The sequence below is a fragment of the Sphingomonas bacterium genome, from assembly GCF_903644135.1.
Classification (GTDB): Bacteria; Pseudomonadota; Alphaproteobacteria; order Sphingomonadales; family Sphingomonadaceae; genus Sphingomonas.
The window spans coordinates 1-16494 of record NZ_CAHJXA010000025.1; the positions used below are offsets into that span (position 1 = coordinate 1).

General features: G+C 67.9%; 12 protein-coding genes. 4 read left to right on the top strand and 8 right to left on the bottom strand.

Features of this window, described 5'->3' with window-relative positions; all coding sequences use genetic code 11:
- A partial coding sequence (locus tag HUU96_RS02795) for an aldehyde dehydrogenase family protein (protein WP_174291342.1) occupies positions 1-630 on the top strand: 630 nt, incomplete at its 5' end.
- 36 nt (positions 631-666) lie between these two features.
- Here HUU96_RS02795 and HUU96_RS02800 read toward each other — a convergent pair.
- Positions 667-3102: a TonB-dependent receptor gene (locus HUU96_RS02800; protein WP_368039730.1), complete on the bottom strand. Its 2436-nt coding sequence runs from the start codon at positions 3100-3102 to the stop codon at positions 667-669.
- Between the two features lie 272 nt (positions 3103-3374).
- Here HUU96_RS02800 and HUU96_RS02805 point away from each other — a divergent pair, with 272 nt between their 5' ends.
- The 3 genes from HUU96_RS02805 (at position 3375) to HUU96_RS02815 (ending at position 5773) form a co-directional block, all read left to right on the top strand.
- Positions 3375-3761 (top strand): hypothetical protein, encoded by a 387-nt coding sequence (locus tag HUU96_RS02805; protein WP_254604925.1) that lies wholly within the window; start codon positions 3375-3377, stop codon positions 3759-3761.
- Between the two features lie 158 nt (positions 3762-3919).
- Positions 3920-4807 carry a Vgb family protein gene (locus HUU96_RS02810; RefSeq protein WP_174291343.1) on the top strand — a complete coding sequence of 296 codons (888 nt, stop codon included), beginning with the start codon at positions 3920-3922 and terminating at the stop codon, positions 4805-4807.
- Positions 4808-5773, top strand: a complete 966-nt coding sequence (locus tag HUU96_RS02815) for an MBL fold metallo-hydrolase (RefSeq protein ID WP_174291344.1) — start codon at positions 4808-4810, stop codon at positions 5771-5773. It begins immediately after the preceding gene.
- A gap of 21 nt (positions 5774-5794) precedes the next feature.
- Here HUU96_RS02815 and HUU96_RS02820 read toward each other — a convergent pair whose 3' ends face one another.
- The 7 genes from HUU96_RS02820 to uca form a co-directional block, all read right to left on the bottom strand.
- Entirely contained in the window at positions 5795-6415 is a 621-nt protein-coding gene (locus tag HUU96_RS02820) for a hypothetical protein (RefSeq protein WP_174291345.1), read from the bottom strand.
- Between the two features lie 92 nt (positions 6416-6507).
- Positions 6508-7503, bottom strand: coding sequence for a sterol desaturase family protein (locus HUU96_RS02825; protein WP_174291346.1), 996 nt, complete (start codon positions 7501-7503; stop codon positions 6508-6510).
- 101 nt (positions 7504-7604) lie between these two features.
- On the bottom strand, positions 7605-9173 hold the full coding sequence (locus tag HUU96_RS02830; protein ID WP_174291347.1) for a tetratricopeptide repeat-containing sulfotransferase family protein: 1569 nt from the start codon (positions 9171-9173) through the stop codon (positions 7605-7607).
- Positions 9170-10102, bottom strand: a complete 933-nt coding sequence (locus HUU96_RS02835) for a response regulator transcription factor (protein WP_174291348.1) — start codon at positions 10100-10102, stop codon at positions 9170-9172. Before HUU96_RS02835 ends, HUU96_RS02830 begins: the two co-directional genes overlap by 4 nt.
- A complete protein-coding gene (locus tag HUU96_RS02840; protein WP_174291349.1) occupies positions 10089-11573 on the bottom strand; it encodes a hybrid sensor histidine kinase/response regulator in 1485 nt (494 codons plus the stop codon). Before HUU96_RS02840 ends, HUU96_RS02835 begins: the two co-directional genes overlap by 14 nt.
- Positions 11570-13348 carry an allophanate hydrolase gene (gene atzF / locus HUU96_RS02845; protein ID WP_174291350.1) on the bottom strand — a complete coding sequence of 593 codons (1779 nt, stop codon included), beginning with the start codon at positions 13346-13348 and terminating at the stop codon, positions 11570-11572. The genes HUU96_RS02840 and atzF overlap by 4 nt, the downstream gene beginning before the upstream one ends.
- Positions 13345-16494: urea carboxylase (uca, locus tag HUU96_RS02850; protein ID WP_174291351.1), on the bottom strand; the 3150-nt coding region annotated here is incomplete at its 5' end. The genes atzF and uca, both read right to left, overlap by 4 nt.

Sequence of the window (16494 nt, forward strand, 5' to 3'; positions counted from 1 at the left end):
GTCGCCGCGGCGGTGATGGGCTTCACCGCCGGCGCGGGCCAGGGCTGCGTCTGCGGGACGCGGGTGCTGATCCACCGCGACGTCTATGACGAGGTCGCGAACGGTATCGCCGCAGCGGCGGGCGCGATGAAGGTTGGCGGCCCGTTCGATTCCGCGACGCAGGTGACGCCGATCATCTCGCAGGAACAGCTCGATAAGATCGCCGGCTATATCGCGCTCGGCCAGCAGGAGGGCGGTTGCCTCGCAGCCGGAGGCCAGTCATCGAGCGACGCCGGCTTCTATGTCGAGCCGACCGTGTTCACCGACGTGCGCAATGATATGCGGGTCATGCAGGAGGAGATCTTCGGACCGGTCGGCGGGCTAATCCCGTTCGGCGACGCCGACGAGGCGATCGCGCTCGCCAACGACGTCGCCTATGGCCTGTCGGCTTCGGTGTGGACCGGCAACCTCGCCATCGCGCAGCGTGTGACCGACGAGGCCAAAGCCGGGATCGTCTGGGTCAACACGCTGTTCGAGATGGACGTGATGGCCCCGTTCGGCGGCTACAAGGCGTCGGGCATCGGCCGCGAGCTGGGCCCGGACTCGATCGACGCCTTCACCCAGACCAAGACCGTTGTGATGCGCAGTTGAGGTCGTGCGTTGCCCGCCGCGGCTCATCTACCCCCCTCAATAATGGTATCGCAATTCGACGCCGACGCGGCGAGGCGTGAGGACGCCGCGGGAGTAATAGCGCTCGACCACACCGGTCCTGGTCTGGTTGAAGGAGCTGATATCCTCGCTGATCGCCGTGACCGCGTATTTGTCGAAGATGTTGTCCGCGAACAGGCTGATGTCGTATTTCGGCGCAACGAAGCTCAACGATGAGCGGTGCGTGACGAAGCCGGGGATCCTCTCGCCATTGCCGCGCAGGCCGACGCGCGAATAGATGTCGCCGGTATAGGTCGTCGCCCAGATCGCCTCGACAGAGTTGCCGCCCCCGAGCGGGTAGCTGTAGGTGCCCTGCACGCTCGCCGAGTTCTTGGTCGAGCCCGGCAGCCGGTCGCCGGCAAAGGCAGGGAAGGTGATCCCCTGGCTGACGACAAGCGCCGGCACATCCTGCGTCAGGTGCGCGTCGGTATAGGCATAGGTGCCCTGAAGCAGGAAGTTGGGCGTTACCTTGAACGAGCCGGAGAACTCGAACCCCTGCGACAGTGCCTTGCCGCCGTTCTTGATGATGCCGACGGCGCCGTTGACCGTCTGCGACGGTACCTGGATGTCGGACCAGTCGATCTTGAATCCATCCACCGTGAACTGCAGCCGCCGGTTGAACAGCGAGGCGCGCACACCAAGCTCCATGTTGCGCGTCTTGTCGGGCGTATATTGCAGTTCGCTGGGCAAGGCGCAGACGTTCTGGCCGGGCGGCAGCGGCAGCACGCACGGCGCGACCCGGTTGACGTTGCCGGTGCGATACCCGGTCGAATAGGTGAAATAGCCGAGCAGGCTGTCGCTGAACTTGTACGAGGTGTTCGCCTTGAACACGGTGCCGTCGCTGCCGGTACTGCCCGACTTGATGCGGCTCGGCGCGAACTGGATGAGCGGGTAGGGCGTACGCCGGATGCCGCCGCCGGTCAGCGGCGTGTCGGTCCCGCCGATGACGAACGCGTCGTACTTGAAGTAGCGCACGCCGCCGGTGACCTGCCACGCCTTGGTGATGTGTAACGTGCCCTCGCCATAAACGGCCTTCTCCTTCGTCTGCGTGTTGACGAAGCTGATATATTCAAGGTCGTCCGGCCGCGGGATACCGAAATAGGCAGCATAGCCCGGGACGTACTCGCGGTAATTGTTGGCGGATCGGAAGTTGTTGTAGAAGCCACCCAGCACCCAGCTGAACGGGCCGCCATGGCTTGAGATCAGGCGTACTTCTTGATCGAACTGGTTATAGGTGGTGTTGCTCTGGTTGTACGACGAGAAGTTGGGGAACGCCTCGTACCCATAGTCGAGATCGAGCAGCAGATCGGTATTGTCGCTCATGCGACGCACGGTCTGCTTGGTGAAGGCCGTGCTGCTCACCATCTGGGCGATGTTGAACAGGTTGACGTTGACCTCGGCGGCGTAAAGGTCGGACACGCGGTGCGACGGTTCGAGGTAGCGGCTCGGGAACTCGTACTTTCCCGTGCCGAGCACGCCGTTGCCGTTGGCCTGTCGCCCGTTGGTGTCCGTGGTCTGATGGGCGTAAGTCAGATACGCCTTGATGTTGGGATTGGCCTCGAGCAGCAACTGGTTGCGTGTCGTGAAGGTGTGCTCGAAGTTCACGTCCTTCTGGCGCGTGAAGTTCGCACCATATTGCGCGTTGTTGCCTAGGCCCGCCTGCGCCGCCGTCGTCCCGCGCACCGGCTGGGGGTTGGACACGCCAGGTTGCTTCAGGAGGTAGTTGTAATCGATGAAGCCGGCATTGTCGTAATAACCGGTCACCGTCCGGAAGGCGATGTGATCCCGCCAGATCGGAATGTTGACCGCGATGTCGCCGACCCCGCCGAGATCGGTGCTGTGCGACTCGAAATAGCCCCGCGCATGAAGATCGACGGAGAAGCGGTCGACATCCGGACGGTTGGGGATGTAGCGCACCGCGCCGGACAGGGTACCCAGGCCGTACAAGGTACCCTGCGGCCCCTGCAGCACCTCGACGCGGGCGACGTCGATCAGCTTGAGGTCGAGGTAGAGCGGCACTTCACCCAGATAGACGCCGACCGCGCTGTTGAGGTTCGCGCCGAACGTGCTCGTGTCGGAGGTCGAGATGCCGCGCAGGATGATCTGGCCGGTCGATCCGGGGCCGGTATCGGCGACGGTAAGGCCGGGCGTGAAGGCCGCGAGCGATTTCACATCGTCGATGCGTTCCTTGGCGAGCGTCTCCGCACTGACGGCGCTGATGTTGATCGGCGCGTCCTGCAGCGTCGTCGTCCGGCGGCTGCCGGTCACGACGATCTCGTTGCTCGCATTGCCCGTGTCGGCGGTGCCGGCACCGGGTGGGCCGGACTGAGCGGTCTGCGCCCAGGCGGGAGATGCGGCGATGCCCATCAGCATGGTCGCCGAGAGCAGGGTCTTCCTCGCAATTCGTCCGTGCACGTCTGTCCCCTTTGGCCGATGATGGTCGATGCCCCTCTCCGCCGCCTTTTGTATCCGCTGCCGCTTGGTGTCGGTCTGGCGGGTGGCGCTGCTGGTTGGCTCGGCTCCGGCGAAGAATGATCCAGTTACTCGCCGCGGTGACATGGGGCGTTTGACGTAGCCTCCATTCCGGCAGGCAAAGCGTGTCTTCCAAGGCACAGTGGCCGAGGCGCCCATGCCTACGTCAAACGCCGTATGGGGTTGATTGCGCTTATCTTCGATGTTGCGCAGCCATGATGCGACCCAACATCTTCGTCGTCGGCGCGATCGCAGCAGTCGGTCTATCAGCGGGGTCGCTCTCCGCCGCTCCGGTCCGGATTGCGGCGTCTGCGCGGCTTGCCCATTGCGGCGAGGCGACCTGCCTGCTGGTCACCGGCCGCCGCGCGGATGCCGCGGCTCCGGTATCGATCGCTGGGCATGACATCGCCGTCGTCGGCGGCAGATCGTGGCGCGTCAGTCTGCCGCTGCCTGTCGTGCAAGCCTGGTCCGCCCCCGCCGCCCGCACGCTCTCCGTCGAGATCGGCGGCGACAATGGCGCAAAGACCGACGCGGCGCTGCCGATCGGCTTGCTCGGGCAGATCACCCAGCTTGCCTATCTCGACGTGAACGCCCGGCGTTGAGGCGTCCCGGCAAGGCCCGACCGCAAGTCCGCCATCTGGCGGCAAGGCTGCTGGCCTACGTCGCTCTCGCCGCCGCGACCCCTGCCTTTGCCGGTGGTCAGGATGTCGCCAAACCCGCCCCGGCACTGCCCGCCGGTGCGGGGCCTGTCATCCGACCGATGGCAGACCTCAGGATCGAGGCGACGATCGCGATCGGCAAGACGGCGGACTGGGTCGCGGTCACCGCGGCCGGGCTTTGGGTCGGCAGCACCGGCCCCAATGCCGTGAGCGAGATTGATCCCGCCACCAACCGCGTCACCCGCGTCGAACTGCCGGGGCGGCCCTGCGCGGGTCTCGCCGCCGATCCCACCAGCCTCTGGGTGCCGCTCTGCGGCCCCGCTCCGCAGCTGGCCAAGGTCGACCTCGCCACGCGGAAGCTGAGCCAGGTGTTCGCGCTCGGCCCCGCCGGACCGGAGGGCGGCATCGCGATCGGGGCCGGCAGCGTCTGGCTGGTGACCGACAAGACGGGCTCGCTGAGCCGCATCGATCCCGGGAGCGGCACGGTGGTGCAAACCGTTAAGCTGCCGCCTGGATCCTACAATCCGGTCTTCGCCAACGGCCTGGTCTGGGTGACCCGCGTCGATGGCGCGGAGTTGACAGTGGTCGATCCTGCCAGCGGCACGGTGGTCGGCCAGGTCGCGGTCGGCCCGCACCCGCGCTTCACGACCACTGGCGGCGGCGCGGTCTGGACACTCAATCAACAGGACGGGTCGTTGAGCCGCATCGATGCGACCAGCCGTGCGGCGGCAAAGGCGGTGGCGCTGAACACGCCAGGTCCCGGCGGCGACATCACCTATGCCGATGGGCGGGTGTGGACGACGATGATGAAGACACCGCTGACCGCAATCGATGCGCGGTCCGGGGCGGTGCTCTGCCAATGGCAGGGAGAGGGCGGCGACTCGCTCGGCATCGGCCATGGCGCGATCTGGCTCACCAACCTGCGCGCGGGAACGGTGTCGCGGATCGCGCTGAAGGACATCCCCGCCGACTGCGCCGTCGCGCCGTAGATGGCCAACCCGGACGGCCCCGAGCGACCGCAGCGGGTCAGCCGCCGCGCGCGGACGTGCAAGGCGCTGGTGATGGCCAGCGCGGCCTGCCTGCTGGGAGCATCCGCGCCCGATACGGGATTGCCGCACTTCGCTCCATGGATCGACGGCACGTCACCCGACGAACCCGAGACACAGGTGCAGATGATTGACGCCGACACGGCCGTCATCCGGCAGTCGGTACGCACCAACTTCGAAGCGCCGTTCCTGTACCTGCTGTTCGGCCGCGACCGGGCGCTGCTCCTTGACACGGGTGCCGGCGGTCTGCGCATCCGGCCGCCGATCGAGCGGGTGATCGACGCCTGGCGGGCACGGCACGGCGGTCGGACGATCCATCTCGTCGTCGCGCATACCCACGGCCATGGCGACCACCATGCCGGTGACGAGGAGTTCCGCGATCGTCCCGATACCGAGCTGGTCGGCCTTGCGCCCGCGCAGGTGGTGGCGTTCTTCCACCTGGCGGACTGGCCCAACGCTGTCGGCACCTACGATCTGGGCCGGCGCGTGCTCGACGTCATCCCGACGCCGGGCCACGAGCCGTCGCACATCATGATCTACGACCGGCGGACGCGGCTGCTCCTGTCCGGCGACATGCTGTACCCCGGCAGGCTCTATATGCCGATCGATCAGTTCGGTGTGTTCCAGGCCAGCGCCCGGCGGGTCTCCGCCTTTGCCGCGACGCACCCCATCCGTGCCGTGCTCGGCGCGCATATCGAGATGTCCGACCAGCCGGGGCAGGACTATCCGATGCGGGCGGCGACCCATCCGATGGAGCATCCGCTGCCGCTATCGCCGGCGCTCATTGACGAGCTGCAGCTGGCCGTGAGCGCGGCGGCGTCGCCGCCGGTGATCGACCGGCACGCTGATTTCATCGTCTATCCACGCCCGGCACGGCCCGCGCCGCCGGCGCTGCCTGCCCACCCCTGATCATTTCCAAGACACGGGCGGCTAGGAGGGCAGCAGGCGCTTCCTGAACAGCCTTTTGGCCAGCCAGTCCTCCAGGATACGCCCGCCTACGTAGAGGAACGCGAAGATCCCCGCGAAGACATAGGCCGGCGTCGTCGACGGCCCTTTGCGCCCCTTGTCCTTGTCAGCCCCCTTCTTCTTGGGCTTTTCGGGAGCGGGCGAGCCCAGGAATTTGTCGATCGGGTTCAGCGGCAGCGCCTTGTCCTTCTTCTCCGGCTTCTTGGGCCCCTCCGCCTTCGCGGCAGCGTCGGCCTTGGCGGTTTCGTGGGCGATCACGACCTTGGTAAATTGGGCGATGCCCAGGAACAACAGGGGTGCGAGGAAGCAGGCGAGCAGCGCGCGGCTGGTCAGATGGTAGCGCAGCACCGATCCCGACCGGCCCTGCTCGATCCGCAGGACGCCGCCGTCAAAGATCGACATCTTGTCCTGCGATGCCTGGTCCTTCTTGCGAAAGGTCAGCGTGCCGTCCTGCCACTCGCGGCTGGTCCCGGCCTCGCGAAACAGCGGGTCGAGCCGATCGAACGCAGCGTCTCGCGATAGCCCGAGCGGTAGCGCCAGGCTGCCCCTGATGTGCCAGATCCAGTCGATGAAGCGCAGGTTCACACGACGTCCTCGTGGCGATGGCGGCGATGGGGCAGGAGCGAGCCGCAGTACAAAGCAGGTCGGAAGGGGTCAGGCGGGCCGAACGGCACTCGTCACTCGGCCGGCACCGCCATCGGCTCGCGATCCGCCGAGCGGCCGTACCGCTCCTTGAGCGTCTTCCAGCCTTCGGTGAACGGATAGGTCATCTGCTCGCGGATCGACATGCGCCGGCCGCCCTCCATGCCCAGCAGCTCCGCCTCACCGTCGATGCAGGTGCCGAACATCCGGTCGATGAAGATGAAGTGCCCCGAATAGTTGCTGCGGGTGGCCTCATAGTCCTGCGAATGGTGCACGCTGTGATGTTCGGTGGTGTAGAACAGAAAGCGCCACCATCGCGGCGAGTTGAAGCGCACGTTGACGTGCTGGTACGTGCCGACCGCGACCGAGAAGACGCCGGCGAGCAGGGCTGCGCGCGGCAGGAAGTCGAAGAAGCCGCCGACGCCGAGCCCGATCAGGAACAGCTCGATCGGATTGCCGACCGCGCCCTTGTTGATGTTGAACTGAGTAATGTAGTGATGCACCGAATGGGGCAGCCATAGCGGATACCAGTTATGCATCGCGCGATGCATCCAATACTGGCCGAAATCGAAGATGAACGAGATCAGGAACGCCTGCACCAGCAGCGGCAGTGCCGTGAACCACAGGAGCTTGTCCCAGTGGAAGAAGTGCTGGGCACTGTCGATCATGGTGTCGCTGCCGATATAATAGCCGACGATCCGCAGCAGCGTGTAGCCGAGCCCGACATAGAACAGGTCGGTGGCGAGTTCCTTCCAGGTGAGCTGCCAGCTCTGGTGGCGCGGATTGACCCACTCGAGCGCGAGCAGCAGCAGGTTGAAGCCGATGCCGATGCCGATCGCGGTCGATGCCTTGGCGATCGTGTTCGGCGCGTAATACCAGAAGGCGAGCAACCCGAACAGCACCGCCGGCTGGAACCAGGTGAAGAACAGCCGCTTCAGCGGACCGCCTTCGACCTTGGGGATGTTTTCCCAACCGATGGTGACCGGCGCCTGGGTGCCGATCATCCGGTTGCCGACGCGAACGCCTTCCATCATCTTCCTCGCGATACCAAGACCATCCAGTAAGTTAGCCCGAGCAACGCAGCGGCGTCATACGTCATTGAACGTATAACGATGATCGAGCCGCCGTCCCGTCACTCGATGGCGATGCCCTGCGCTTCGAGGAAGCGCCGTGCCGGAGCCAGCGCTGCGGCATGACGCCGCCAGCGGTCGACCGCATCGCGGTAGAGCGGCCGCCGCACCTGTGCCGCACTCGGCGTCGACACGGGCGCGGCATTGGTGTGGAAATCGAGGCAGGCGTCGGACCAGCCGAGCCCGCAATGGTCGAGCAGGCCGCGGGTCTGCTCCTCCTGGTCGGCGACCAGCTTCTCGTAGCCAAGTTCGAGTACCCGGCCGGGGAACAGCTCCCGCCACACCCCGACCAGCCGGTCGAAGCGATGGAAATAGGCGGCGATGTCGAGCAGGTCGTAGCTGTAGTCGTAATAGCTCGACCCGATCGCGAAGAGATTGCGAAAGTTCGCCAGGACCGTGTCGAGCGGATTGCGGCGCAGGCACACGATCCTCGCCTGTGGCAGCGCGCGCGCGATGACGCCGGCATAGAAGAAGTTGCCCGGCAGCTTGTCGGTGAAGCGCGGCTTGCCGGTGGTGAGATGCGGAGCCGCCCGCGCCAGATAGTCGCGACCGATCGCGGCGAGGTCCGATCCCGCCGCCGCCTTGATCGTCTCGGCGTCGAGCACCGTCCTGCTGCTCGTCCCCGCCGCGGCCTTGACCGCCAGCGGCATCGCCTGCAGCTCGCCGGCGCTGGCCACCTCGGGATGCGACGACAGGATGCGATCGACCAGGGTCGTGCCGGTGCGCGGCATCCCGATGATGAAGATCGGTGCCGCGTCGGCGGCATGGTCGACCGTTGCGCGCGCCAGCCGCGGTGCTGCCTGCTCGACGGCGTCGAAGATGGCGGCATCGTCGGCGAAGCGATAGTTCAGCGTGGCCCGGTGTTCGGCATTGGCATCGGTCAGGGCGGCGAAGGCGGCGGCGGACTCGCCCAGGTCCTCCCGCTCCTTGGCGAGCGCATAACCGAGCAGGAGCCGGTCGCGAGGCGTGCGCGCCGCCGCGCGTGTCGCCGACAGCCGCGCGATGTGGTTCGCGGCGGGCGTCTGCTTGCGCAGTCCGGCCAGGAGGTGATGCGCCCGCGCGTCGCCGGGTGCCCGGGCGAGCAGCAGCTCCAGCGCTTCCTCCGCTTCGTCGGTCTGGGCGAGGAAGCTCAGCGCCGCGGCCTGGTTGTAACGATAGGCGATGTTGGCGGGCTCAAGTTGCACCGCCGCGGTGAAATGCGGCAGCGACGCGGCATGATCACCGAGGCGGGCATAGACGCAGCCCATCGTGTCGCGGCCGAGCGCATCGGTCGGCAACGACATCTCGGCGGCGCACAGCGCCCTGGCGGCATCCTCGTCGCGCCGCACCAGCGTGTAGAGCCGCGCGAGCTGAGCATGATACTCCCCCTGCGACCCGTGCTGCACCGCCGCCTCGATCGCGGCGATGCCGTTCCTGACCTGCCCGAGCATCGCCAGGCAGATGCCGGCCAGAAAATGGGCCTCGGCGGCTTGAGGCACCTCACGTCGCCAGCGATCTGCAGCCTGCAAGGCACCCGCGACCTCGCCGCGGGCCAGTGCCGCACGGATCGCCGCGGCAAACGAGTCGGTCACGCCCGCGTCAGCGTCGCGACCGCGATGGCGGTGGCGGACGCGCGGTTCTCGATGCCCATCTTCTCGAAGATCTGTTCGAGATGCTTGTTGACGGTGCGCGGGCTGATCTTGAGGATTTCGCTGACTTCGCGGTTCTGCTTGCCGCGGCTGATCCACAGCAGCACCTCCGCCTCGCGCGAGGTCAGGCCATGGCGCGCGGCCAGCAGCCGCTCGTCCTCGCCGCCGCGCCGCTGGGAGAGCAGGAACAGCCACTGGCTGGCGGCGGTGCGGCGCAGGAACTCCGCCTCGATCATGCCGCCGTCCCGGTCGATCGTGGCGCGTGTGCCGGAGGCCGGCGCGCTTTCCTGCAGGCTGCGGATCGCCGCCAGGAACGGCCGCGGCAGGTTTCCCGATGCCGGCGACCAGTCGGCGAACACCCGTTGCAGCATCTCGCTGGCGACCGGCGTCAGCCACAACAGGCGGCCGGCATCGTCGACCGCCAGCGCCGGCCGGCCGCTGGTGTCGAGCGCCGACTGGCTGCCATGCGCGACTCGGGCCGTGGCGAGATGGACGCTGATGCGGGCGAGCAGCTCGTCGATGACGATCGGCTTGCTCACATAGTCGACCGCCCCCGCGCCCAGGCCCCGGACGACGTCCTCGGTCTCGCTCAGCCCGGTCATGAAGATGATCGGCAGCTGCTTGAAGCTCGGCATGGCCTTGATCCGCCGAGTCGTCTCGAACCCGTCGAGTCCAGGCATCATTGCGTCCATCAGGACCAGATCGGGATTGACGTGGCGCAGCAGGTCCAGCGCCGTCTGCCCGCCCCGCGCGATCAGCACCGTCATGCCGGCGCGCTCCAGCGTCGCCGTCAGGAGTCGCAGCGAGTCGGGTGCGTCGTCGACGACCAGGATGGTCGGTCGCGTGCCTTCCGGGCAATTATCGCGCTGCATCGTCGAGCGTCTTGAGCAGCGAGCGAAGGTCGAACTCGTCGAGCTGCCGCTCGAGCATCGCCGCCAGACCACTTGCGGCTGGAACCGCCGCGCGGAGCTCACGCAGCCCGTCGTCGATCGCGCGGACATGGCCGATGCTGGCCGCCTGGCGAAGCCGCGCGATGAAGGGCAGGGCCTCTCTGGGCAGCGGCACAGGCATCGCTGGTGCCGCCGCGGTGTCGGATGGTGCCGCCTTGGTCCAGCGCAGGTCCAGCTGGGTGCCGATCAGCGCCAGCAGCGCATCGAGGTCGACCGGCTTGGCGACGAACGCATCGTGGCAGCCGCGCTCCTGGGCGTCGATCGCGTGCAGGTCGGCCGACACCATGACGATCTTGAGCGCAGCGCCATGGGTCGCACGAAGCTGCCGCGCCGTCTCCCACCCACTCAGGCCCGGCATCTGCACGTCGAGCAGCACGATGTCGGCCGAGCAATGCGCGGCCAGCGCGATGCCGTCCGGTCCGTCTCCCGCGGCATAGACGACGAACCCCAGCGGTCGCAGCAGCGATTGCAGCACGGCGGTCTGCGCTGGATCGTCGTCGACGACCAGGACCGTTCGAGGTTCGCCCTCATAGCCCGCGATCCGCTCGCTCTTCGGCGCGCCCTCCGGCGAGGCCGTCGGCGTCGGCCGCGGCAGCATCAGCTTTAGCCGGAAGCTGCTGCCGACGCCCGGTTCGCTCCCGGCGGTGATGTCGCCGCCCATCACCTGCGCCAGCATCCGGGATATCGCCAGGCCGAGGCCGATGCCCGGCTGAAGCTGCGCCTCCGGCGACGCGCCGCGCTCGAACGGCTGGAAGACGCGGTCGAGTTCGTCGCCGGCGATGCCGATCCCGGTGTCGCTGACCTCGATGTCGGCGACCTGGCTGCGATAGCCGACCGTGATCTTGACGCCGCCGGCCGGGGTGTATTTGATCGCGTTCGAGACCAGGTTGATGAGGATCTGGCGCAGCCGCTTCTCGTCGGTCTTGACCTGGGCCGGCAGGGGCGCAGCGATCGTCAGGTCGAACGACAGGTCCTTGGCGGCCGCCTGCACGCGGAACATGTCGATCACCTGGTCCAGCAAGGCGCGGATATCGACGACGTCGGATCGGATGGTGATGACCCCGCTCTCGATCCGCGAGATCTCCAGCAGGCTTTCGACCAGATTGGCGAGATGCTCGGCCGACCGCCGGATGACCGCTCCCGCCTGATCGCAGGGGATGTCGCCGCCGCGCTCCAGCAGCTGGGCATAGCCGTAGATCGCGTTCAGCGGCGAGCGGATCTCGTGACTGACGGAAACCAGGTAGCGCGTCTTGGCTTCGTTGGCCGCTTCCGCCGCCTCCATTGCGCGGCGCAGTTCGGCATAAGCTTCGGGCGACCCGGCCGATGAGCGAACGACCGAGCGGGACAGACCCGCCCGGTCCTGCGCATCCTCTGCCGTGTCGCTCCTGGTCATAGGCTGCTTGGTGTCCGCGTGAGGGTGTCGATATAGGAACGCCAGCCGCCCAGCGCCGTGATATCCTCCGCACCGTCGATCGCGCGGGGTTCGGCGACGAAGCCCTTCACCACCGATCCGTCGGCCAGCGTGACCGAGCCGATCGCGAGCGGGGCCGGCACCTCGACGACGAAGCTGCCGAACGCGGCGACGTCTAGCTCATAGACCTCCACCGCGATCGCCGCGCCGTCGGCCGCGTGGATCAGGGCCGGCTTGGGCGGTGTGCTGTTCGCCATCGCGTAGAGCCGGTAGCTCGGTGCGGTGTGCGTGGCGGCGACCAGGCGGGCGTTGCGCGAGGTGAGCTGCCAATGCAGCGGCATTCCTTCGAGATGAGCGCCGACGACGGCCAGTTTGACGGTTTCCATGAGTCCCTCGCTATCGATGGCCGGTGGTGGTGGCAGCGCTGCCGCCGCTAGATAGGTCTCGCCGGCGGCGAGCAGCGCCAGATCGGTCCAGGCGGGGCCGATCAGCGTCACGCCGAAGCCCGTGCCGTTGTCGCGCCACCCGGCCGGCACTGCCAGCGCCGCCATGTCGAGCAGGTTCACGAAATTGGTATAGAGGCCAAGATTGCTGTTGAGCGCGATCGGGGCCGCGCGCATCTCGGCGATGCGATAGATGGTCGGCGCGGTCGGCAGGGCGAGCAGATCGACCTGATCCCACATGGCATCGGTGATCTGCTTGAGCGCAGCGAGGCGGTACTGGCCCTCGAATACCTCGACGCCGGTGATTGAGCGACCGCCCTCGACGATCGCGCGGACGGATGGATCGAAGGCTTGCGGGTGATTGTCGAGGAGGGGCAGTGCCGCCGCCGTGCGCTCTGCCACCCATGGGCCATCGTAGAGCAGCGCGGCGGCTTCGCGCAGCGGTGTGAGGTCGATCTCCACCAGGTCGGCACCGGTCGCCGCCAGCGCCGCGAGGGCGCGTTCGTACAGCCGCTCGGCGGCGCTATCGCCCAGGAAGATGCGCTGCTCGGGCCTGGGTATGCCGATCGCCCGCGGCGACAAGCCGCGCTCTTCGCACGGGCGAGAGAAGGCGTCGGTCGGATCGAAGCCTGCGACCACTCGATCGACAGTCCGGGCATCGTCGATGGTCCGCGCCAGCACCGTGACGCAATCGAGCGACCGGCAGGCCGGCACCAGCCCGCTGGTGCTCCAGCGACCCTTGGTGGGCTTCATGCCGATCAGGCCGTTGAACGCCGCCGGCACGCGGCCGGAGCCGGCGGTGTCGGTGCCCAGCGCGAACGCCACCAGCCCGGCGGCGACCGCCACCGCGGACCCCGAACTCGATCCGCCGCTGACATAGGCGCGGTTGAACACGCAGGCCGGCGCGCCATAGGGGCTGCGCGTGCCATTGAGGCCGGTGGCGAACTGGTCGAGGTTGGTCTTGCCCATCGCGACCGCACCCGCCGCGATCAGGCGGTCCACCACCGTCGCCGACGTATCGGGCACATAGGCGAAGTCGGGGCAGGCGGCGGTGGTCGGGACGCCGGCCAGATCGATATTGTCCTTGATCGCAAACGGCACGCCGGCCAGCGGCAGCCGCTCGCCCGCTGCGACGCGCGCATCGACCTGCTCGGCCGCGGCCAGGACCGTGTCGTCGTCGATCCGCGTGATCCAGACGGCGGGCTGGACGGCGTGATAATCGCGGATGCGGGCGAGCGCCTCGCGCACCACGGCGACCGCGCTCGTCTCGCGCTGGCTAACCGCGGCGGCGATCGTTGCGACCTCGAGGGTCATGTCGCTTCCACCGCGAGCATGGCACCGCCGGGCGCGAGCGACTGGCGTTCCTGCACATAGATGCGCCGGACGATGCCGCTGACTGGGCTCGTTACCGGCGACTCCATCTTCATCGCCTCGATCACGGCGATGGTCTCGCCTGCCTCGACGGCTGCGCCCGCCGTGACGAGCAGCTTCCAGAGGCTGCCGCCGAACGGGGCCTCGACCAGCTCGCAGCCGTCGGGCAGATCGATATCCGCCGCCTGCTCGTCACCATCCGCGTCCCCGGTCAGTGCCGCGACCCGACCGAACTCGCCGCTGCGCTCCCACTCGGCGCGCTCCTCGGCAAAGGCGGCCTGGCGGCGCGTCTGGAACGCCGCGATCGACTCCGCTTCGTCGGCGAGCATCCGGCGGTAGTCCGCCAGTCGGAACACCTCCTCCTCGATCCGGATCGCTCGCCGGCCGAGCGGAAAGTCGCGCCGCCATTCGACCAGCTCGTCATGGCTGACGGGGAAGTATTGCACCCGATCGAAGAAGCGCAGCAGCCATGGCTTGCCGTCGCGAAACGCGTCGGTCTGCCGCCAGGCGTTCCATACCTGGATGGTGCGGCCGAACAGCTGATAGCCGCCCGGACCCTCCATGCCGTAGATGCACATATACGCGCCGCCGATGCCGACCACGTTGGGCGGCGTCCAGGTCCGCGCCGGGTTGTACTTGGTAGTGACGAGGCGGTGGCGCGGGTCGATCGGCGTCGCCACCGGTGCGCCGAGATAGACGTCGCCGAGCCCCATGACGAGGTAATCGGCCGCGAACACAATGCGCTTCACGTCTTCGACGGAGGCAAGGCCGTTCACGCGGCGGATGAACTCGATATTGTCGGGGCACCAGGGCGCATCGTCGCGGACCGACACCATGTACTTGTCGATCGTCTGATAGATCGCCGGGTCCTGCCACGACAGCGGCAGGTGGACGATCCGCGAGGGGATCTCGAAATCGTCGAGCCCGCCCAGCCGCTCCTCGGCGGCGACCAGCGCCTCGATCAGCGCCGCCTGGCTGAGCTTGCGGCTGTCGTAATGGATCTGCAGCGAACGGATGCCGGGGGTCACGTCGATGATCCCGGGCAGGCCGAGCCGGTCGAGGTCGAGCATCAGCGCATGGACGCGCAGCCGCAGCTCCAGGTCGAGGACGATCGGGCCATATTCGACGAGCAGGTTGCGGTCGCCCTGCTGGCGATAGGTGACCGACGGCCGCGCGCCCTGCGCCGGGCTCGCCAGCAGGATAGGCGAGCCGAGGCTTTCGTGGGCCGGTTGCGGCGCCGGGCGGGCCAGGGTCGCGACGAGCCGGTCCTGTGCCTGTTCCGTGGCGACTGCGGTGGCATTGTCGATCGGGCGAAAGCGTACGGTATCGCCGGGGGCGAGCTGGCCGACCTTCCACAGGTCCGCCTGCGCCACCACGAACGGGCATACGAAGCCGCCGAGCGACGGCCCGTCCGGCCCAAGGATGATCGGCATGTCGCCCGTGAAATCGACCGCGCCGATCGCATAGGCATTGTCGTGGATGTTCGAGGGGTGCAGCCCCGCCTCGCCACCGTCCAGCCTCGCCCAGCTCGGCTTGGGGCCGAGCAGGCGCACGCCGGTGCGGTTGGAGTTGTAATGCACCTTCCACTGCGTCTCGCGCAGCATCGCGATGTCGTCGTCGGTGAAGAAGTCGGGCGCGCCGTGCGGGCCGTAGAGTACGTCGAGCGTCCAATCGTGCGCAATCGCCGGTCGGTCGGCGGCGGCGAGCGCCTCTGGCACGGCGGCCGGCGCGGCGGCCGCGAGATGGAGCGTGTCGCCCGTCATCACCGCGCGTCCGGCATGGCCGCCGAACTCGCCGAGCGTGAAGGCGCTGCGGCTGCCGAGGTAGAGCGGCACGTCGAGCCCGCCCGCGACCAGGAGGTAGCCGCGCAAGCCGCCGCCGGTCACGCGGCCGACCTTGAGCGTTTGACCCGCCGCCACCTCGACCGGCTCGTAACAGGCGAGGGTCTCGCCATCGAGCGTCGCGCCGAAATCTGCCCCGGTCAGGCAGAGGCGCACGGCGGCGTTAAACACCAGCGTCGGTCCCGCGGCGGTGATCTCGAGGCCCGCCACGCCCTCCTCGTTGCCGAGCAGGCGATTGCCAAGCCGAAATGCGAGCGCGTCCATCGGTCCCGACGGCGGCACGCCGACATTCCACAGGCCGAGGCGGCCGGGATAGTCCTGCACCGTGGTCGAGGCACCGCCCGCCAAAACCCGGATCGTGCGCGGCGCATAGGCGATGTCGGCCAGCGCGCGCGTCGAGACCCGGCCGCTGGTGAACGCCTCCGATCGCACCACCGTGCGCAGCCAGTCGAGATTGGTCTCGATCCCGGCGATCACCGTGCGGTCGAGCGCGTCCTGTATCGCCGCCACCGCTGCTTCGCGCGTGTCTGCGGTGACGATCAGCTTGGCGAGCAGGGGGTCATACCAGGCCGACACCTCGGTACCCGCGGCGATCCAGCTGTCGACCCGCGGCCCGTCGGGAAACGACACGCCGATGAGGCGGCCAGAGCTCGGCCGATAATCCTGCGCGGGATCCTCGGCATAGAGCCGCACTTGGATCGAGGCACCTCGGGGCTGCGAGGTGAAGCCGTCAAGAAAGGTGAAGTCGCCGGCCGCACCGCGGATCATCCATTCGACGAGGTCGACGCCCGTCACCTGCTCGGTGACGCCATGCTCGACCTGGAGGCGGGTGTTGACCTCTAGGAAGAAGAAGTCGTCGCGGTCGGCATCGTAGAGGAATTCCACGGTTCCGGCCGATCGGTAGCCGGCGGCGGCGGTGAGGCGGACGGCCGCCTCGATCAGCGCCGCGCGCGTGGGCGCGGGCAACAAGGGCGCCGGCGTCTCCTCCACCACCTTCTGGTTACGCCGCTGCAGCGAGCAGTCTCGCTCGCCCAGCGCCACGACGCGGCCGGCTCCGTCGCCGAACACCTGCACTTCGATATGGCGGGCTCGCGCGACGTAGCGCTCTAGGAAGACGCCGCCATCGCCGAAATTGCCGGCACCCAGCCTCGCGACGGTGGCGAAACCGTCGCGGATATCGGTTTCGTCGGCGCACACCCTCATGCCGATGCCGCCGCCGCCCGCCGTCGCCTTGAGGATGACGGGATA